This window comes from Clostridium sp. HCS.1 (assembly GCF_047900555.1).
GTDB lineage: Bacteria > Bacillota > Clostridia > Clostridiales > Clostridiaceae > Clostridium.
On record NZ_CP170704.1, the window covers coordinates 598,321 to 620,596 of the forward strand.

At 29.1% G+C, this 22,276-nt stretch carries 13 protein-coding genes; 12 read left to right on the forward strand and 1 reads right to left on the reverse strand.

What is annotated here, in order from left to right; genetic code table 11:
• Positions 1-313: 313 nt before the first annotated feature.
• Complete coding sequence (locus ACFYH6_RS02920) at positions 314-1,495, reverse strand: cation diffusion facilitator family transporter (protein ID WP_416179176.1); 1,182 nt, start codon at positions 1,493-1,495, stop codon at positions 314-316.
• Positions 1,496-1,824: 329 nt separating this feature from the next.
• Here ACFYH6_RS02920 and ACFYH6_RS02925 point away from each other — a divergent pair, with 329 nt between their 5' ends.
• The 12 genes from ACFYH6_RS02925 (at position 1,825) to ACFYH6_RS02980 (ending at position 22,108) form a co-directional block, all read left to right on the forward strand.
• Positions 1,825-3,120 carry a M18 family aminopeptidase gene (locus tag ACFYH6_RS02925; protein ID WP_416179175.1) on the forward strand — a complete coding sequence of 432 codons (1,296 nt, stop codon included), beginning with the start codon at positions 1,825-1,827 and terminating at the stop codon, positions 3,118-3,120.
• Positions 3,121-3,382: 262 nt separating this feature from the next.
• Positions 3,383-4,291 (forward strand): N-acetylmuramic acid 6-phosphate etherase, encoded by a 909-nt coding sequence (murQ, locus tag ACFYH6_RS02930; protein WP_316343248.1) that lies wholly within the window; start codon positions 3,383-3,385, stop codon positions 4,289-4,291.
• A gap of 96 nt (positions 4,292-4,387) precedes the next feature.
• Entirely contained in the window at positions 4,388-5,170 is a 783-nt protein-coding gene (locus tag ACFYH6_RS02935) for an alpha/beta hydrolase (protein ID WP_416179174.1), read from the forward strand.
• 14 nt (positions 5,171-5,184) lie between these two features.
• On the forward strand, positions 5,185-6,261 hold the full coding sequence (locus ACFYH6_RS02940; protein WP_416179173.1) for a DUF871 domain-containing protein: 1,077 nt from the start codon (positions 5,185-5,187) through the stop codon (positions 6,259-6,261).
• Positions 6,262-6,281: 20 nt separating this feature from the next.
• Positions 6,282-7,130 carry a MurR/RpiR family transcriptional regulator gene (locus tag ACFYH6_RS02945; protein ID WP_316343251.1) on the forward strand — a complete coding sequence of 283 codons (849 nt, stop codon included), beginning with the start codon at positions 6,282-6,284 and terminating at the stop codon, positions 7,128-7,130.
• A gap of 263 nt (positions 7,131-7,393) precedes the next feature.
• Complete coding sequence (locus tag ACFYH6_RS02950; protein WP_416179237.1) at positions 7,394-15,931, forward strand: GH36-type glycosyl hydrolase domain-containing protein; 8,538 nt, start codon at positions 7,394-7,396, stop codon at positions 15,929-15,931.
• A gap of 85 nt (positions 15,932-16,016) precedes the next feature.
• Positions 16,017-16,469, forward strand: a complete 453-nt coding sequence (locus ACFYH6_RS02955) for a methylglyoxal synthase (protein ID WP_416179172.1) — start codon at positions 16,017-16,019, stop codon at positions 16,467-16,469.
• Between the two features lie 15 nt (positions 16,470-16,484).
• The gene (locus ACFYH6_RS02960) at positions 16,485-17,054 is read left to right on the forward strand and encodes a TetR/AcrR family transcriptional regulator (RefSeq protein WP_416179171.1); all 570 of its coding nucleotides are present in this window, start codon (positions 16,485-16,487) and stop codon (positions 17,052-17,054) included.
• Positions 17,055-17,221: 167 nt separating this feature from the next.
• Positions 17,222-18,217 carry a dihydroxyacetone kinase subunit DhaK gene (gene dhaK, locus ACFYH6_RS02965; RefSeq protein ID WP_416179170.1) on the forward strand — a complete coding sequence of 332 codons (996 nt, stop codon included), beginning with the start codon at positions 17,222-17,224 and terminating at the stop codon, positions 18,215-18,217.
• 16 nt (positions 18,218-18,233) lie between these two features.
• Positions 18,234-18,875 carry a dihydroxyacetone kinase subunit DhaL gene (dhaL, locus tag ACFYH6_RS02970; protein ID WP_416179169.1) on the forward strand — a complete coding sequence of 214 codons (642 nt, stop codon included), beginning with the start codon at positions 18,234-18,236 and terminating at the stop codon, positions 18,873-18,875.
• 2 nt (positions 18,876-18,877) lie between these two features.
• Positions 18,878-19,264: a dihydroxyacetone kinase phosphoryl donor subunit DhaM gene (dhaM, locus tag ACFYH6_RS02975; protein WP_316343257.1), complete on the forward strand. Its 387-nt coding sequence runs from the start codon at positions 18,878-18,880 to the stop codon at positions 19,262-19,264.
• A 381-nt stretch (positions 19,265-19,645) separates the two neighbouring features.
• On the forward strand, positions 19,646-22,108 hold the full coding sequence (locus ACFYH6_RS02980) for a YhgE/Pip family protein (protein WP_416179168.1): 2,463 nt from the start codon (positions 19,646-19,648) through the stop codon (positions 22,106-22,108).
• Positions 22,109-22,276 lie beyond the last annotated feature (168 nt).

Genomic DNA, 22,276 nt, shown 5'->3' on the forward strand with positions numbered 1-22,276 from the left:
TCGAGTAGAAATTCTTATATAAGTTAAAAGAGCTCATGCAGTAAGTACCTCGACATTTTTATAACTCCGAAGTATTGAGGAGTTATTACCTTCAGTTTTAAGGGAGTATTAAGAACATATCAGGTTGACTTAGAGCTTGCGAGGTCGCAACTGCAATGACAATTAAACTTAAATAATAATATCAAGAGTGCGTTCATAATTCCGAAGCATTGAGGAATTATTACCTTTAGTATTAAAAGGAGAGAGGATAAACTATATGTTGCCTCGACTTGGAGCTTGCGACGGAGAAAGCAGCATATAGTTTATCCTCTGACTATTCCATGTAGTCGTAGTCTACTGTAATTACACAATTATATTGAGGATGCTCAGCATGAATTGAGTTCTTAATATCACTAAGCATCTTTTCTTTTTCTTTTCTATGTCCTGAAATTGAAGGTGAAACAACTATATCAAATATAAGATTTTTAGTATCACCTTCACCAACTATTCTAAAATCATGCATGGATTTAATTACAGGATATTTTCTAAGGACAGTTTCAACGTAATCCCAGGTTTCCTTAATTTCATCTGTAATAACACAAATAGGATCCATATGAATTACTAAATGTATGTTTAAATCCTTTGATAGTTCTCTTTCAACCCTATCTATTACATTATGAATTTCCATTATATCTTTATCAGCAGGTATTTCAGCATGTAATGAAGCTATAATTCTTCCTGGACCATAATTATGAATTATAAGGTCATGAACTCCAGAAATAAGAGGATAAGATAATACCTTTTCACATATTTCATTTACAAGTTCAGGATCAGGTGCTTCACCAAGTAATGGATTTAAAGTTTCCTTAACTAAGCCAAATCCAGCATATAATATTGCTAGTGCTACGAAAACACCAATATACCCATCTAGTGGGAAGGTTGTAAATTTTGCAAGCAAGAAAGAAACTACAACAGTACTTGAAGTAAATACATCTCCTAGAGCATCTGTAGCTGCTGCCTTTAAGGCTGATGAATTAATTTTATTACCTACAAATTTATTAAAGGTTGATAACCATACTTTAAATCCAATAGAAATTAATAAAAGGATAAAAGGTATAATTTCAAAGGTTATGGTTGTAGGATTTAAAATTCTTTCTACAGAAGATTTAATAAATTGAACGCCTACAAGCATTACTAAAAATGCAACTATAAGTGCAGATAAATATTCTATTCTTCCATGGCCAAAGGGATGCTCAGCATCAGCAGGTTTACTTGCCATTTTGAATCCAATTATAGTAATTACAGAGGATCCAGCATCTGATAAATTATTAAATGCATCAGCAGAAATTGCTATAGATCCAACTAGCATACCTACAAAGAATTTAATTAAAAATAAAATAAAATTAATAACGATTCCAACTATACCACCTAAAGTTCCATAAGCATTACGGACTTTAGGATTTTTAATATCTTCATTATTTTTAATAAAGCTATTAACTAAGAATTTAGAAAGCATACTATCACTCCTGTTTATAGAAAATATTTATTTGATTGATTACATAAGTTATATTATTTTATCTAATAATTATTTATATGCAGTTTTTTAATATTATAAAACTTAAGCCTTCATACTTTAATTATTAATATTATATTGTTATAAAGGACATAAATTAATTATATACCAAAGAATAGTAATTTCAATTATAAAAAGTTTACCTTATAAATAACATATATATTAAAAATATAATCTGAAGGCGACTTGGAGTTTACGAGGTCGCAATGAATATGATATTTATATCCCTTTTTATATGATATAATAAAAATAAAATATCTAGGAGGATACAAATGGAAAAGAATTTAGCATTAGATTTAATTGACTTTTTATATAAAAGTCCAACAGCACATCACTCTGTAAAAACTATTAAAGAGAGATTAGATTTGAATGGATTTACTGAAGTAAAAGAAAGTGATAAGTGGAACTTACAAAAGGACGGTAAGTATTATGTTATAAAAAACGATTCAGCTCTTATTGCCTTTACTATTGGAAATGGTGATATTGAAGAAGATGGTTTTAAATTAATTGGAGCTCATACAGATTCACCAGGATTTAGAATTAAAGCAAATCCAGAAATGATTTCAGAAGGAACTTACTTAAAATTAAATACTGAAGTTTATGGAGGACCAATTTTATATACTTGGTTTGATAGGCCTTTAGGTATTGCAGGTAAGGTTACTTTAAAGGGAAGCTCACCATTAAAGCCAGAAATTAAACTTGTAAATATAAATAAACCATTATTAATAATACCAAGCCTTGCTATTCATATGAACAGAAACGTAAATGAAGGATTAAATGTAAACAGACAAAAGGATACATTACCTTTATTAAGTCTTATAAATGAAAAGTTTGAAAAGGATGGATACTTAGTTAAGGTATTAGCAGAAGAATTAAAGGTTTCTGCAGCTGATATACTAGGTTTTGATTTAGGACTTTATGAAATTGAAAAGGGAGCTGTTATAGGCTTAAATGAAGAATTTATTTCAGCTGGAAGATTAGATGATATGTGGATGGTTTATGCAGGAATACAAGCATTAGTAGAAAGCAAACCTAATAAATCAACTAAGGTTATGGTATGTATGGATAATGAAGAAATAGGAAGCTTAACTGCACAAGGAGCAAATTCAGCTTTATTATTAAATATATTAGAAAGAATAACTTTAGCCTTAGGAAAGGATAGAGAAGGACTTTATAGAGCTTTAGCAAATTCATTAATGATTTCTGCAGACTTAGCTCATGCTGTTCATCCAAATGTGGAAGAAAAACATGATCCAACTAATAGACCTGTATTAGGAAAGGGTCCAGTATTAAAAACAGCAGCATCAGGTAGCTATAGCACAGATAGCTATAATGCAGCTATATTTGAAGGACTTTGTAATTCAGCAGAAGTTCCATATCAAAAGTTCTTTAATAGATCTGATGTTAGAGGTGGTACTACTATAGGACCAATAACATCATCATTATTAACAATTCCAGTTATGGATATGGGAGCTCCATTATTATCAATGCATTCAATTAGAGAGCTTGCAGCTGTTAAGGATAATGAATATACTATTAAGTTATTTACTCATTTCTATAATATATAACTTGAAATATAATTTCATAATATATATTAATCATAACAACTTAAAATAATAAATAAATTACGGAAGCTTAGAAAATATATACTAGGCTTCCTTTTTTATTAAAAATATAAGTGAATAATAAGGAATATTAAAAAATATCAAAGAAAGATTGAAATATAATTCAAAAAAATGCTATTATTATTGAAATAATATTTCAAATATGATACTATTATAATGTAACAGCTTTTTAGAATATAAGCTATAAGTGTTCGGAGGTATTTATATGAAAAAAATAGATTTAGAAAAGCTAACAACAGAAAGTAGAAATGAAAATTCACTAAATATAGATAAAGTTTCAACTTTAGAGATGGTAAAAATAATAAATTCTGAAGACAAAAAAGTTGCATTTGCAGTTGAAGAAGAATTACCAAAGATAGCTGAGGCTATAGATGGAATAGTGAAAAGAATCCATAGAGGAGGAAGACTTATTTATATAGGGGCTGGTACTTCAGGAAGATTAGGAATATTAGATGCATCAGAGTGCCCACCAACTTATGGAGTTTCAGAAGAATTAGTTAAAGGAATAATTGCTGGAGGACATGAAGCAATTTTTAGAGCTAAAGAAGGAGCAGAAGATTCTAAGGAACTAGCAATGGAAGATTTGAAAAATATATCTTTAAGTGAAAATGATACTGTAGTTGGATTAGCAGCCTCAGGAAGAACACCTTATGTAATTGGTGGCTTAAATTATGCTGATAAAATAGGTGCATTAACTGTATCAATAACTTGCAATGCAAATTCAGAAGTTGCAAAGGCTGCTAAGATTTCAATAGCACCAGTAGTAGGTGCAGAAGTTGTAACTGGCTCAACAAGATTAAAATCTGGTACAGCACAAAAATTAGTTTTAAATATGCTATCAACAGGCACTATGATAAAGCTTGGTAAAGTTTATGGAAACTTAATGGTTGATGTAAGAGCAAGTAATGAGAAGCTAGTGGAAAGAGCAAAAAAAATAGTTTGTGAAGCAACAGGAGTAGAAAGAGAAGAAGCTGAAAAGGCATTAGAAGCTACTGATTTTGATGTTAAGCTTTCAATATTTATGATTCTTTCAAATTTAAATAAAGATGAAGCAAAGAGAATTTTAGATGAAAATAAAGGATATATTGCTGAAGCCTTAAAAAGCATTAACTAAATAAAATTTGAATTATAGAAGGATAGTATTTAGAGAATATAATGCTATCCATTTATTTTATATATTTCTAATTAATATAGAGGGGATGGAATTAACTTGGACAATATTATAGAAAAGTCATCAGAAATTATTGCTGAAATTATGTGGTCAGAGGTAATGAAAATACATTGGAATTATAGGGTTTATATTCCTAAGGATTATAAAGAAAACCTAGATAAGAAATATCCTACACTTTATGTTTTACATGGATGGGGTGGAAATGTTACTAATACAAGTGATGAAACTAGAATAGATTCAAAGGCAGTACTAGATAAATTAATAGAAAATAAAGAAATTAAGCCTATGATAGTTATATTTGTTGATGGATTCAATAGCTTTTATTTAGATGGGCCTACCTTTAAAATGAAGACGGCAATAATTAATGATTTAATACCTTTTATTGATTTCAAATATAGAACTCTAAGAGATAAGAAAAGTAGAGCTATAGCAGGTATTTCTATGGGAGGATATGGAGCTTTAAATGTTGCCTTAAGTAATGGAAATATATTTACAGCAATTGGTTTAATGTCACCAGCAATTTGGGATGAACCTACTGATAATCCTATATATGGAACTCCATTGTTGAATTTATACTATAATAATTCCTATAAGATTTTAATGAGTAAAGAAAATAATAAAGATATAAACATATTTACTTATCATGGCAAAGATGATGAAGTAATATCTTATAAAAATATAGAAAATTTCTTTGCCTTTGCTAAGAACAAAGGATTTAATATTAAATATGAACTTAAAGATGTAGCACCACACAATTGGGAAAGCTGGAGAGAAATGTATCCACAGGTTTTAAAGGATATTAGTGATAGTTTTAATATATAGATTGAGGTGATTGTATGAGTTTTGGATTTTCTGTTTATTTTGGACTAGATAATACTAAGGAAGAAAATATAAAATTATTAAAGAATGCTCATAACTTAGGCTTTACTAGAATATTTACTTCTTTGCATATACCTGAGGCAAATTATGAAGTTTTAAAAGTGGAAGTTAAAGAATTCTTTCAATTAGCTAAAAACTATGATATGGATATAATTAGTGATATTTCTCCAAATACTTTTAAGTTTTTAGAATTAGAGGATATGGATTTAAAAGGCTTAAGAGATATGGGAGTTAAGACTATAAGAATCGATTTTGGTTATGATGAAAAAGATATTTCTCATATGACTAAGAATGAATATGGAATTAAAATTCAATTAAATGCATCTACCGTTACAGAAGAATTTTTCCAAAGACTTGATAAATATAATCCCAATTATGAAAATGTAGATGCTCTTCATAATTTTTATCCAAGGGTGGGAACAGGAATCTCTGAAGAGTGTATGATTAGAAAAAATAAATTATTAAAGAAAAAGGGTATTAAGGCTTCTGCTTTTGTGCAATCAAATAATAGAAAAAGAAGTCCATTAAAGGATGGTCTTCCAACCTTAGAAGAGCATAGGAATAAAGAAGTTAGAGAAGCAGCTAATCATCTATTTGCCCTAGGAAATACCTCTGTATTTATAGGTGATTCCTTGCCAAGTATGGATGAACTTAAGGATTTATCAACTTTGAAACCAAATGTAATTGAATTAAATATACATGTTAATACTAAAGATGAAGTTACACTTAGATTATTAAATCAAGTTTATTCAGCAAGAACTGATGAAGCTAGAGATGCTATTAGGGCAAGTGAAAGTAGACTTATATTAAATGGAGATATTATTGAACCATTTAATACAGTAGATAAAAAATATGGAGACATAACTATAGACAATAAAGATTACCAAAGATATATGGGAGAGCTTCAGATATTGAAAAGTGATCAAAATAAAGACCTTAGGACTAACGTAGTAGGATTTGTTTTACAAAAAGATTTATTTTTATTAAAATATATAATAGGTAGCAAACAGTTTCAATTTAATATCAATAAATAAAAGAATAGTAGGGTGTGAAAATGAACGTATTGCAGTATATTAAACAAAATTTTGATAGTTTTACTGATAGGGAAAAATCAATAGCAGAATTTTTATTAAGTAATAAAAAAAGTATTATTAGTATGTCAGCTAAGGAGATTGGTGATATTACAAATACATCTGCGCCAACTGTAGTTAGATTTTCTAAAAAGATTGGCTTTGATTCATTAAATGAAATGAAATTACAGTTATCAGTTAGTTTACAAAATGATGATGATAATTCAGATTTTGAATATCTTCATAATGACTTATCTACAAAAAACATAATAAGAGGGGTAAAAAGTTCCATAGATTCTATAATGAATCAAACTGTAGGAGTTTTAAAGGAAGAAGAATTAGAAAAGGCTATAGAATTATTAAATAAAGCAAAAAATATTTATATATTTAGCGTTGGAAGTTCTAGTTTAGTTGGAATGGATTTTTATTATAAATTAAGCAGAATTAATGTAAGATGTATAGCTCATAGCGATACTCATCTTCAAATGACAGCATCTGCACTTATGGAAAAAGGCGATGTTGCTGTTGCAATATCCTATTCAGGAGAAACTAAAGAAGTTCTTAAATGCGCATATAATGCTAAGAATGAAGGGATTCCTGTTATATCAATTACAAGAGCAAGTATAAATAATACTTTAGCAGATATGTCTGATATAGTTTTAAGAATACCTTTTGTGGAAAAATCCTTAAGAGAAGGAGCCATGAGTTCAAGAATTTCACAACTAGCAGTTATTGATATGTTATTTTTAGGTATGGCTAGAAATAACCTAAAAGGCATAGAAGAAAAGTTAAGAATAACTAGAAGTGCTGTAGAAGAATTTAAGATAAAATAATTAAATAATTAAAGAATGAAAAAATGAAAGAATTAATGGAAAAACTCCCTTAGGAGTTTTGAAGTTTTAAGGCTGTATAACAGCCTTATTTTTTTGATTTCAATTATTATTAAAGGATAGTGAATTTAAAACCAGTAAGTTCCATATGATTAATATTCTACTTTTTTGCGAATAATACTTTTATCTAATGTAATAAAGCTTAGTAGAAAGGGGACTTATTTGTGAAGAAGGAAGCAGTAAGAAAGATAAGAAAAACTGTACTAATGGAATTAAATGATGCCTTTAAGGGTATTCTTCATAATCATAGATATTTAAATAAGCTAGTGAAACAGGGGGAGGAGGCTATTCCTTCCGCAGAATGGCTTCTAGATAATATTTATTTAATTGAAAAGGAATATAAAACTATAAAGCATAATTTACCCCGTAGCTATTTTGATAATTTACCTAATATAGAAATTGATGATTTTAGCTATCCTAGAATTTATTATTTAGCAAAGGATTATATTGAAATAAATAATAGTGTTGTAAATGAAGAAGAGTGCGTAAGATTTATTAATAATCAAGAAGAGGATTTTACAATTGGAGAGCTTTGGGCATTTCCATTAATGTTAAGAATAGCTTTAATTATTAATTTAGCCTTAATAGTAAATGATATGGTAGTCCTTCAAAAACAAAGGCTTGGAGCTAAAAGCTTAGCTAATTTAGTTATAGAGAATTATGAAAAAAATAATTTAGAGTGGATATTAAAAAAGTTAGAAGAAAAATATCCTTTAGTTAGTAGTGATGAAAGTAATGAAGATGAAATTGAAAATAATTATTTTGGTGATTCAGAAACTCTACATGATGGATTATTTTCACCAGAATTTATAGATAAGTTTTTTACTATTTTAAGAGATAATTCAATAGAAGATGAAAGAATATATAAGTTTGCATTAAAAAGATTAAAGGGAAATAAAAATAGTAGCTTTGATAAAGAAATAATAAAAGAACATATAAAAGAAGGAGCTATAGCAACCTCCATAGGAAGTAATATAAATTCCTTAAGAATAATGGATTCTATCAATTGGAAAAGATTTTTTAATGAAACTTCAAAGGCAGAAAAATTATTAATGGAAGATCCCTCTGGAATTTATAATGAAATGGATTTTGAAACTAAGGATTATTACAGACATAAGGTTGAAGAGATCTCTAGAAAAACTACTATAAATGAAATTGATATAATAAAAACAGCATTAGAGCTTAGTAGCTTACATTTAGAGGATAAAGATATTTTTAAAGATCATATTGGATATTACATAGTAGATGATGGATTAGAAGAGCTTTTAAAAAGATTTCATATAAATAGAAATATAAATAAAAAATTATCACAGGGCGGTTATATAGCATTTATATTTCTTGGAACTATAGCAGTAGATTTATTAATTTTACTACTAAATTATTTTATTCCTTTAAGCTTTAGCATTTCTCAATATATTTTTGCTTTCATATTGATGCTAATTCCATCAAGTGAAGTAGTTATTGCTTTATTTAATTGGTTTATAGCAAAAATAACTAAAGTTAGTTTTATTCCTAAAATGGATTATTCTAATGGAGTACCTAACAGTGATAAAACCATAGTGGTTATTCCAGCTATTTTAAGTGACAGTAGAGATGTAATAAACTTAATGAAAAAGTTAGAAGTATATTATTTAGGAAACAGAGATAATAATATTTATTTTGCATTACTTGGAGATTTATCAGATGCAGAAAATGAAATAGAAGCAGAAGATAAAGTAATTAATGAGGAAGGAATAAGGCTTGCCAATGATTTAAATAATAAATACTCAAAGGATAACAATAGATTTTTCTTCTTAAATAGAAAAAGACAATTTAACAAATCAGAAGATATATATATGGGTCATGAAAGAAAAAGAGGAAAGCTTATGGAATTTATGGCCTTAATTAAAGGAGATAAAAATACTAGCTACAATATAATAAGTAGTGATATTAGTGATTTAATAGATTCAAAGTACATAATTACCTTAGATAGTGATACCTTTTTGCCTATAGGAAGTGCAAAAAAATTAATTTCTGCTATGAGCCATATCTTAAATAAGCCTTACGTTAAAGATAAGAAAGTAGTAAGAGGCTACAGCATAATGCAACCAAAGATAAGTGTTAATTTAGAAGATAAGCATAAGACTTATTTTTCAAAGATATTTGCAGGAGATGCAGGGGTGGATGCCTACTCTATAGCTTCATCAGATACCTATCAAGATTTATTTAATGAGGGAATATTTACAGGAAAAGGAATAATAGAAATTAATAGTTTTTATAATCTTTTAAAGGATGAAATAAAAGAAAATAAAGTATTATCCCATGATTTAATAGAGGGCTTATTAACAAGATGTGGCTTAGTTACTGATATTGAGTTAGTAGATGGATATCCATCAAGTTATATGGCTAGTGCCTTAAGATTACATAGATGGGTTAGAGGAGACTGGCAAATATTTAATTATTTGTTTTCTAATAAATTATCACCAATATCTAAGTGGAAGATATTTGATAATTTAAGAAGAAGTTTACTTGCTCCTAGCCTATTAATAGGTTTAATTGCAACATTAACATTTTTAAATAATGCAATTCAAATATCAGTTTTATTATTTTTAGCTATTATAATACCCTTGGTATTTACAGTTACAGATTTTGTAGTAACTCCAAAAAGAAAATTAATGGGGAGCTTTAAAAGCTTGAGACAAATTGTATTAATAATAAGCTTTATACCTTATCAAGCTTATTTAATGCTAGATGCAATATTTAGAAGCTTATATAGGATGACTATATCTAATAAAAATCTACTTCAATGGAAAACAGCAGAAAAGGTAGAATCATCAGTGGAAAATACTTATTCTTGGTATTACAAGAAAATGTGGATAAGTGTACTAATGTCTGCAGTAATATTAATTCTAAGTTTTTTTAACTCCTATGAAATAGTAGTAGTCACAATACCTATTGCTATATTGTGGGCTTTATCACCCTTTATAGCCTGCAAAATATCTAAGGAAGAAATAATAGTTAAAGATAGGTTAGAAATTGAAGATGAAGATTTCTTAAGAGAATTATCAAGGAGAATTTTTGCTTATTACGAGGATTTTGTTAATGAAGAAAATAATTATTTAGCACCAGATAATTATCAAGAAAAACCTTATAAAGGATTGGCACATAGAACTTCTCCCACTAACATTGGCATGGGATTAATAAGTAATATTGTGGCCTATGATTTAGGATATTTATCTATTGGTGAAGTAATTTATAGGCTTGAACTTACTATAGATGGAATGAGAGGCTTAGAAAAATATAAGGGCCATTATTTAAATTGGTATGATACAAAAACAAAGTTATCCCTATGGCCAAGATATGTATCCACAGTTGATAGTGGAAATCTTTTAGGTTACCTGTGGATAATTAAGAAAGAAATTAAGAATTTTAGAAATAAACCAATAATTAGAGAAAAAGAAATTTTAGCTTTAAAGGATACCTATGAATTAATACGAAAAGATGATAAAGAAGAATTTTATCATGGACTTCCAGATGATATAGATTTAAAAGAATATAAAAATATATTAATGGATGAATTAACTAAAGTTAAAATAAAATTAGAAAACTGTAATAAAGACTTAGATGAAAGTAAAGAAAAGTATTGGCTTAAAAAATTAAAAAAGCAAATAGAAGCTAAAATAGATTTTTATGACTTTATTTTTGATGGGATAGAAAAAATAGTTATAAATTATTTAAAAAGCTATAAGGTTCCAACATTGCTTCAAATAATAGATATATTAGAGGATATTAAGGAAGCCTCAGGAGATGAATTTAAAGAAGTATTAGATAAAAGAATAGTTAAATTAAAGGAATTTGATGATAGGTTACTAGTTTTATCTTCAGAAATTGAAAGTATTATGGAAGATATGAAATTTGATTTTCTATATAACAAGGATAGAGGATTATTTTCTATTGGATACAATGTGGAAGAAAAATCCTTAGGGAATTCCTATTATGATTTAATGGCTTCTGAATCAAGAATAACCTCCTTCTTAACAATAGCCAGGGGAGAAATTCCAAAGGAGCATTGGTATAACTTAAATAGGAATATGAGTAAGGCCTTTGGCTTTAAAACTCTTGCATCTTGGAGTGGAACTATGTTTGAGTACTTTATGCCTTATCAAATTATGAAATCCTTTGATAACACTATTTGGTCATTAACTTACTCTTCGGTTTTAAAGGCACAAATGTCCTATGGAGATAAGAAGGATATACCATGGGGGATATCAGAATCAGCTTATTATGTATTTGATATTAATGATGTCTATCAATATAAAGCATTTGGGGTACCTGGAATTGGTTTAAAGAGAGGTCTTGATGATGAATTAGTAGTTTCTCCATATTCATCTATTATGACTTTACCCTTAGATACAAAGGCTTCACTAGATAATTTAAGGCATTTATATGATTTAAATGCTTATGGAAGATATGGATTCATTGAAGCAATAGATTATAGTGAAGGAAAGGATGACTCTAAGGAAGTAAAATGTTATATGGTTCATCATTTAGGAATGTCTCTTTTAGCTTTAGATAATGTAATAAATAATAATATATTAAAAGAAAGATTTCATAATATACCAGAAATTAAAGCAGCAGAAATATTATTAAAAGAAAAGGTACCAGAATATATAGTATTTGATAGAGACGTAGATGTAATTAATGTTAATAGAAAGTTAGTGGAGAGAGAGGAATTTATACCAAGAGTCTTTAAAGGAAGTAAAAGAGAAAATCCAGAGGTTTTATTACTTTCAAATGGAGTTTATTCCACTATGATTTCAGATAGCGGTAGTGGATATTCTAAAAAGAATGATATGACAGTTTATAGGTGGAAGGGAGATAGTACATCTGATTCCAGTGGAATGTTCTTTTATATAAAGAATTTAAATTCTAATGATTATTGGAGTGCTACCTATGAGCCTTGCAAAGAGGAAAAGGATGATTATTTAGTTGAGTTTACCTTAGATAAGGCAAAGTTTGAAAGTACTGATGGAAATATAAGTACAAAATATGAAGTTATGTTATCAAGTGAGGATAATTTAGAGTTTAGAAAAATAACATTAAAAAATAATTCGGAAAAGCAAAGGAGCCTAGAGATAACTAGCTATTTAGAAGTAACACTTCAAAGTTTTGAAGGCGATGCTGTCCATCCAAGTTTCTCTAATTTATTTATAAGTACAGAATATAATGAAGAGGCTAAGGCTTTAATTGGAAATAGAAGGCCAAGAGCTGAAGGAGCAATTACTCATTATATTTTTCATAATGTAGTTAGCAATAAGGAATTTGAAGGTAATATAACTTATGAAACTTCTAGACTAAATTTTATTGGAAGAAATAGAGATTTGAAATCTCCAAAGGTTATGGATAATGATGCACCACTGCAAAATACTATGGGAACTGTATTAGATCCAATTATGAGCATTAGATGTAGAATAACATTAAAACCAGGTGAAGAAGAAAGTATATATTATTTAACAGGAGTAGGAGAATCTAAAGAAGAAATTTTAAATTTAATTTATAAGTATAAGGATATACCTATTATTGAAAAATCCTTAGATGCCTACAACTATTCTAATGCTTTAGAGCTTAAGCATATAGGCATTAGGTCATCTCAAGCTAATATTTATCAAAGCTTAGCATCATACTTACTTTATTTACATAGTGGAAGAAAAAATAGAGAAGATTATATAAAAAATATAAATATGAATCAAGAAAATTTATGGGCCTATGGAATATCTGGAGACTTACCTATAATTTTATTAGTTATTTATGGTGAAGAGGATATTGATTTATTAAGACAAACAATTAATATGCATTACTATTTTAGGAATAAGGGAATTAAATGTGACTTAGTAATTTACAATGAAGAAGAAGTATCTTATGAAGAGCCACTTCAAAAGGAGATTATATCAACAATTAATAATTCATTAGAAAGAGAATTTATAAATAAACAAGGTGGAGTATTTATTCATAATAAATCTACTATGGGAGAAGAAGTAAGGGACTTTTTAATAGGAATTTCTAGAATATATATTGATTCAGAAAAGGGTAATTTATCAAAGCAATTAATGGAAGCAATTAATTATGATTATGATAAATATAAAAATAGTGAAGATGTAGCACCTATAAATAGAATAAAAGTTAATATTAATGAAGGAGATTATATTAAGAGCTTTGGAAACAAAGAAGATAAGATAAGGACTGAAGATTTAATTAAAGAAGAGCTATGTAAAGAAGCTTTAGATATTAAAGAATTTAAAGAAAATATTAATATAGATAATTATGAAAAATCCTTTGATTTTAAAGATTCTTTAGTTACTTTTTATGAAGATTTAGAGGAAGAATTAGACTTAGATTTCTTTAATGGTTATGGAGGCTTTAATAAGAAGGATAAAAGCTATGTTATTAAGCTTAAGGATTATGCTAATACTCCTGCTCCTTGGATAAATGTAATTTCTAACAAAGATTTTGGCTTCCATATTTCTGAAGTAGGTTCTACTTATACTTGGTGTAGAAATAGTAGAGAAAATAAAATAACACCTTGGAGTAACGATTGGGTAATTGATCCAACAGGTGAAGCTTTATATATTAGAGATAATTCAAGTGGTGCTTATTTTACAATTACCCCTATGCCAGTTAGAGATGGTGGGGAATATATTATAAAGCATAGCTTTGGCTACTCTACCTTTAAACATACAGCTTATAATATTAAAGGTGAACTTCAAGTATTTACTCCAAATAATGAAAAATTAAAAATATGTAAGGTAAAGCTTAAAAATTTATCAAGTAGTGATAGAAATTTATCATTATTTTATTATGCTCAATTAGTACTTGGAGTATATAACTATGGAAGTGCTAAATATATAAGTACTACAAAAAAAGATAATTATATTTATGGTATTAATCCATATTCTAAATATTTTGGAAAGTTAAAGGCTTATTTATCTATACAAGGAGAAGAAAATCAATTTTTTACTGGTGATAGAAAAAGTTTTGTTGGAATAGGTGAAAATTTAACTAATCCAAGGGCTTTATCTGAAAGTAATTTAAATAATAGATATGGAAGCATATATGATCCATGTTTAGCTTCTCAATTAAATATTTATTTAGAGCCAGGAGAAGAAAAGGAAGTAGTTATATTACTAGGTGAGGAAGAAGAGGAAGCCTTAATAGAAGAAAAAATTAATAAATATAAGGCTATAGAAAATGTTTATATTGCCTTAGAAGAAGTAAAGGAGCATTGGTCAAATTTCCTAGGAAATATACAAGTTAAGACACCAGACCCTTCAATGGATTACCTTTTAAATGGGTGGTTAATGTATCAAACCTTAAGTTGTCGATATTTATCTAGAACTGCCTTTTATCAAAGTGGAGGAGCTTATGGATTTAGAGATCAGCTTCAAGATTCTATGGCTATAGGTATTTTAAATCCAGCTATAACTAGGGAGCAAATATTAAGAAGTGCTTCAAGACAGTACTTAGAGGGTGATGTTCAACATTGGTGGCACCCTGTTATTAATTCTGGCATAAGAACTAGATTTTCAGATGATTTACTATGGCTACCTTATGTAACTATTGAGTATATAAAATCTACAGGTGATTATAGTATTTTAGAAGAAAAGGCTTCATATTTAGAAGATGAACCTTTAAGAAATGGAGAAGATGAAAGATATACTATAGTTAATGTATCAAGTAAAGAAGGAAGCATCTATGAGCATTGCTTAAAAGCCATAGATAGAGCTTTAAAATTTGGTAATCATAACATACCTTTAATGGGTAGCGGTGACTGGAATGATGGTATGAGTACAGTTGGAAATAAGGGCAAGGGAGAAAGTGTTTGGGTTGGCTGGTTCTTATATAAGATACTAGATGGTTTTGAAGAACTTTGTAAGTATAAGGATGATATTGAGAAATCTCAAGAATATGAAGGCTTTAAGGAATTTATTAAAGAAAATCAAGAAAAGGAAGCTTGGGATGGAGGCTGGTATAGAAGAGCCTATTTTGATAATGGTAAGCCTCTAGGCTCAAGAGAAAATGATGAATGTAAAATAGATTCTATAGCTCAAAGCTGGGCAATAATTTCAAAGGCTGCAAAAGAAGAAAGAGCAATGGAAGCCATGGAAGCTGTAGATAGATATCTTGTTGATAAGGATAATGGTTTAATTAAGTTATTAGCACCACCTTTTGATAAATCTTCCTTAGAACCAGGTTATATTAAGGGATATGTTGCAGGAGTTAGGGAAAATGGAGGTCAATACACTCATGCTGCTGTTTGGGTAATTCTTGCACTAACTAAGCTTGGCTTAGGGACTAAGGCATGGAAGTACTATAATATGATAAATCCTATAAATCATTCTAATACAGAATTAGAAGCAAGAAGATATAAGGTAGAACCTTATGTAATGTCTGCTGATGTATACATAAAGGAACCTCATGGAGGAAGAGGTGGCTGGAGTTGGTATACTGGTGCTTCTGGTTGGATGTATAAGGTAGGAATAGAGGATATTCTAGGACTTAAAAAGCTAGAGGGAAAGGGTTATTTAATTGAGCCTTGTATACCTGATGAATGGAAGGAATATGAAATTAATATTAAAAATAAATTAGAAAATTATAATATAATAATTAGAAGAGGTAAAGAAAAAGGAATATTTATAAATGGAGCAAAGCAAGAGAATAATTTAATTCCAAAGGATAAGGGAGAGCTTCAAATAGTAGTTATCATATAAGCATTATACATTGTAAATTAATTTTCCTTTATGTATAATTTTATTAACAATATAAATACTTATATATATGATATGGGGGAGAATTATGGAAGATTATACAATGGAAGTGGTAAAGAAAATAGCTCTTATTGCTCATGATAATAGGAAGGAAGCCTTATTAAGCTGGGCAGAGGAAAATAAAGAGGAATTAAACAAACATAAACTTTGTGGCACTGGAACTACAGCAAAACTTATTAGTGAAAGAACAGGCTTAAAAGTAGAAGGTTTTAAAAGTGGGCCTATGGGTGGAGACCAACAAATAGGTGCTGCTATAGTAAATGGTGATATCGATATTATGATTTTCTTTTGGGATCCATTAACATCTCAACCTCACGATCCAGATGTTAAAGCTTTATTAAGAATAGCGGTTTTGTATGATGTAGCTGTTGCTATGAGTAAATCAACTGCAGATTTTCTTTTAACCTCCATTAATATTAATAAAGAGTATAGTAGGAATGTTATAGATTATTATAATCGTATCCGTAGGGATAATTTCTAAGAAGGTGGAGAGTAAATGAACAAAACAAAAAGAGCTATTTTTGAATCTGCCATAAAGGTTTTTTCAGAAAGAGGTTATACTGGTGCAACTATGGATGAAGTAGTGGCAAAAGCAGGTGTTGCTAAGGGAAGTTTATATTATCACTTTAAGAGTAAAGAAGAACTTTTCATATTTATTATTAAGGAAGGTATTGACCTTATTCATGATGAAGTAGAACAGGCAACTAAAAGCATGGATAATCCTTATGAAATCATACAAGAGTCTGTTAAGGTAATGCTTAAGTATGTATATGAAAATAAGGATTTATTTAAGGTTATAATTAGCCAGTTATGGGGAAATGAAGAACGTAATGATATTCTTAGAGATGAGATAAAAACTCTTATAGATAATAGTACATCTAAGTTTAAAGCAGGTATAATTGGTGGCTTTATAGAAGACGAAGACCCAGAACTTTTAAGCTATAGTTTAGTTGGAGTTCTAGTTTCAGCAGCACTTTATGAAATTATCAATGAAAAAGAATATAATCATGAAGAAGTAGCTAAAAAGTTTATGAAGTATTTTGAACACGGAATAAAAGCTCCTTAGAGAGCTTTTATTTTTATTTAACTTTATATTTTGTGGATTAATGTTAATAAAGTCTTATAGTAATAAAATATCCATGTTATGTAAAATATAGGTTGTAAATCTTTGGATAAGAACTTAAAATAATATTAGGTGAGTTTTTAATATATATTTTAAGGAGTGTTGCGTTTATGAAAAAGGTTATTAATAATCCTGATTATGTTGTGGAAGAAATGTTAGAAGGTATGTTATATGCCTACCCTCAATATTTAAGTAAAGTCGAAAATGCAAACGTTTTAGTAAGAAAAGAAATGAAAACTGATAAGGTTGCCTTAGTAAGTGGTGGAGGAAGTGGACATGAACCTTCTCATGGTGGATTCGTAGGATATGGAATGCTTGATGGAGCTGTAGCAGGGGCTGTATTTACATCACCAACACCTGATCAAATTTATGAAGGCATTAAAGCAGTTGCTAATGATGCAGGTGTATTATTAGTAGTTAAAAATTACACTGGTGATGTTATGAACTTTGATATGGCTAAAGAAATGGCTGAAATGGAAGGGATTAAAGTAGAATCTGTAATAGTTAATGATGATGTTGCAGTGGAAAATAGTACATGGACAATAGGAAGAAGAGGAATAGCAGGAACAGTTTTTGTTCATAAAATAGCAGGAGCTAAAGCAGAAACAGGAGCTACTTTAGAAGAAGTTAAAGCTGTAGCAGAAAAGGTAATAGATAATGTTAGAAGTATGGGGATGGCACTTACTCCTTGTATAGTTCCAGCTGCTGGAAAACCTAATTTCACTTTAGATGAAAATGAAATGGAAATTGGAATGGGTATTCATGGAGAACCAGGAACACATAAAGAAGAATTAAAGACTGCTGATGAAATAGTTACTCATTTAATGGATAAGATTTTAGGAAATATGACTTTATCAGAAGGTGAAGAAGTTTCTGTTTTAGTTAATGGATTAGGTGGAACTCCATTAATGGAACAATTTATTATAAATAGAAAAGTAAATAAGATATTAGAAGAAAAGAAGATTAAAGTATATAAAACTTTAATTGGTGAATATATGACTTCTATAGAAATGGCTGGATTCTCAATTAGTTTATTAAAGTTAGATGAAGAATTAAAGAATTTATTAGATGCGAAGGCAGATACTCCAGCATTTAAACAATTATAGGATGGGAGTGAAACCTATGGGATTAACATTAAAAGAAATACTATATATATTTGATAAAATAGAAAATAAAATATCTTTAAATAAACAATTTTTAACTGACTTAGATGCAGCAATTGGTGATGGAGACCATGGTATAAATCTAAGTAAGGGCTTTAGAGTAGCAAAGGAAAAAATACAAAATATAGATTTTAAAGATTGGGGAGAAATTTTAAAGACCGTAGGGATGGCTATAGTATCTAATGTGGGAGGAGCTTCTGGACCGCTATATGGAACTGCATTTATGAAAGCTTCTATGTTAGGTAAGGGAAAAACAGAAATAACTATTATAGATTATAGAGATATATTACAGGCTTCAATAGAAGGTGTAAAGATGCGTGGCAAGGCAGAAGAAGGAGACAAGACTATTCTAGATGCATTAATACCAGCATATAATGAAGTGTGCCAAGGAATTGATAATAATCTTCCTATTTTAGAGACTCTTAAAAACTCAGTAATAGCTGCAGAAAAAGGAATGGAATATACAAAACTTATTGCTGCTAGAAAAGGAAGGGCAAGCTATTTAGGAGATAGAAGTATAGGTCATGAAGATCCAGGAGCAACATCATCCTTTATGATTTTAGAAGTAATTTTTAATACTGTTAAGGAGCTTAGGGAATAGTTATGGTATCACTTTTAATAGTATCACATAGTGAATTATTAGCAAAAGGAATAAAGGAACTGGCTAAAGAAATGTCAGGAGATGTTGTAATAGAGGCTGTAGGTGGAACTGAGGATGGTAGACTTGGAAATGACTATAGTAAGATATATGAAGCTTTAGATAAGATTTATACTGATGATGGCGTGTTAATATTATTTGATTTAGGAAGCTCTTATTTAACAGCGGAAATGGTGAAAGAGGCCTTTGAGATGGAAGGCAGAGAAAATGTGAGAATTGCAGATTCTGCTATGGTGGAAGGAGCAGTTATTTCATCAATAGAAATGAGTCTTGGCAGATCCCTAGATGAAGTTTGTGAGAAATTATTAGAATTAAAAATAAACAAAATATAAGTGGGCTAGAGCCCAATGTAAAATGAAGAATTAAAAATTAAGAATTGTAGAAGGAACTCTTTGCAGAGTTCCCAAAAGTAAATTGTTTTAGTAATTTGATTTTCAAGTTAAACATTAGGTTTAAGCCTTTTATTTTAATTTATTTTAATTAAGTGTACTTACGAGTATAGATATAAAATCTATTATTTGTAGGTACACTTTTTTGCATATTTATTTAGAAGGAAAGGTAAAATATTATTTTTTAATAATTGAAAATGATTACTAAGATAAAAGTGTAAAACTAATTTATAGATATTGACTAGTCAGTACAAAAGTAGTATAAATATATCAGAACAAATTTACTGACTAATCAGTACAAAAAACTAAATAGAAGGTGATTATATGAATTTCCTAAGAATTGCAAAGGAAGATATTAAAGGTATTCTCAACAATAGGTTTATACGTGTATCAATAATTGCAATTATAATAGTTCCTCTTTTATATTCATTGTTATATTTGTATGCCTTTTGGGATCCTTATTCCAAACTGGAAGACGTTCATGTAGCAGTGGTAAATAATGACAAGGGAACTGTTATGGATGGCGAAAGTGTAAATTATGGGAAGGATATCGAAGATGAACTAAGGAATAATAATGAAATTGGCTGGGTTATTACTTCAGAAGAAGAAGCTAATGATGGATTAGAAGGAAGTGGCTATTATGCAAAGGTAGTTATTCCAGAAGATTTTTCATCAAAGGTAACTTCTGCAAAGGAAGGAAAACCAGAAACTGCAAAAATTCAGTTCGTTACAAATGATAAAAAGAATTTCTTAGCAGCACAAATTAATTCAAAGGTTCAATCAGAATTAAAAGGAAAAATTACAAACAAAATATCAAGCAATTATATTGAGGTAGCCTTTGATAGTTTGTATGAAGCAAAGGATGGCTTAACACAAGCTGCTGATGGAAGCAAAAAGCTAAATGATGGTTTAAGTACCTTAAATGACAAGGTTACAGAATTAGCAGATGGCGCTAATGAATTAAGTGATGGTTCATCACAATTATTAAATGGTCAAGTAGCCTTAAACAATGGAATAAATGAAGTTTCAAATGGATCACAAGCATTAAATGCTGGACTTTCACAATTATATGGAAAAGTTCCAACATTAAGTAATGGTGTTACTGCATTAAGTAATGGAGCTTCAGATTTAAGTAAAGGAATTTCTACAGCAAATTCAGGATCACAACAAATTGCTGACGGAAGTAAAGCATTATATAATGCCTATACTTCAACTATTTATCCTTCAGTTGGACAATTAAAAAGTGGGGCAAATCAATTAAATGAAGCATTAAATGCAGGACAAGAAGATATAGCAAAATTAAGTGAAGGTGCTAATACAATTGCTAATAAGTCAGATGCTGTATCAGCAGGATATGCACAAGTTAGTGAAGGAATAAATAAATTAGTTGCAGGAGTATCAAGTTCATCTGATGCAAATGCTATGGTTACTTCATTATTAACTAAAGCAGCAAATGAAACAGATGTTAATGTAAAAAATGCTTTAATTAATCAAGCATTACAAATTACTGAAAAAATTAATGAAGCTTCAAAAACTAATGAACCATTAGTACAAAGTTTAGTAGAAGGTAACAATAACTTAAAAACAGGTATTGTTGAATACACAGCAGGCTCAAAAGCCTTAGCAAATGGTACAACTTCTTTAATTTCTAAAGTTGGACAAGTTCAACAGGGGGTTGGACAATTAAGTTCAGGACTAAATCAATTAAATGCTGGTTTAGATCCTTCAAATAGTGAATTTGGAATTGGATTAAAAACTATAGCTGATAGCACAGCTAATTTAAGCAATGGATTAAATACTATCAATACAGGAGCTAGTAAGTTAAATGCAGGAGCTAATGAATTAAATTCTAATCTTCCAGCATTATCAGCAGGAATAACTGATTTATATAATGGATCAACAGCTCTTGCAAATGGTACTAATGAATTATCAAGGGGTTCAAATAAGTTAGTAGATGGCCAACAACAACTAAATTCAGGTATAACTGAATTAACTTCAGCAGTTCCAGAATTAACAGATGGAGTTAATAAACTTTATGATGGTAGTAAGGAATTAAGTGATAAATTAGGTGAAGGTGCAGATAAATTAAAAAATGGCTTAGTTAATTCAGCAAAAGATATGGGTGAATTTGCATCCCAAGCAATTAATATGAATTCAGAAGCAATAAATAAGATACCAAATTACGGTACAGGATTTGCACCATATTTTATGCCATTATCCTTATGGATTGGAGCAATAATGATGTTCTTCGTAATCCCTTCTAAGTTAAAGGATGAAGAAAATCTATCTAATTTTGATATTGTTGCTGGAAAGTATTTATCCTATGCCTTTGTTGGAATTTTACAAGCTATATTAGTAAGTACTGTAGTACTAATGTTAGGATTAAAACCAACTAATATAGGAGTGTATTATTTAACTAATATATTCTTATCCTTAGTATTCGTTGCAATAGTGCAATGTTTTATATCCCTATTTGGAGATGCAGGAAGATTGTTATCAATAATATTACTAATACTACAACTTACAGCTTGTGCAGGAACATTCCCATTAGAAGTATTACCTAAGTTCTTCAAAGTATTATATCCATTTATGCCATTTACTTATGCGGTACAAGCATTAAGAGAAGTAATATCAGCTGATGTTATAAATTACAGTATAGTAGGAAAAGACTTATTAATCTTAGGATTAATATTAGTAATATTCCTTGCTATTTCAGTTTCACTAAAGAAAGTTGGAGAAAAGATTACTTCTGCAATAGAAGGCAGAAAAAGTGATGTAACAGCATAGAGAAATGAATAATGAAGAATGTAAAATGTAGAATTTAGGAGGAAACTCCCTAGGAGTTTCTTAAATGAAGATTTTTATGAAAGAATTAAAGAATGAAAAAATTAAATAGGGAAGATACAGCAAAATTATAACAAAAAAGGTTGAGCATAAGCTCGACCTTTTTAAATT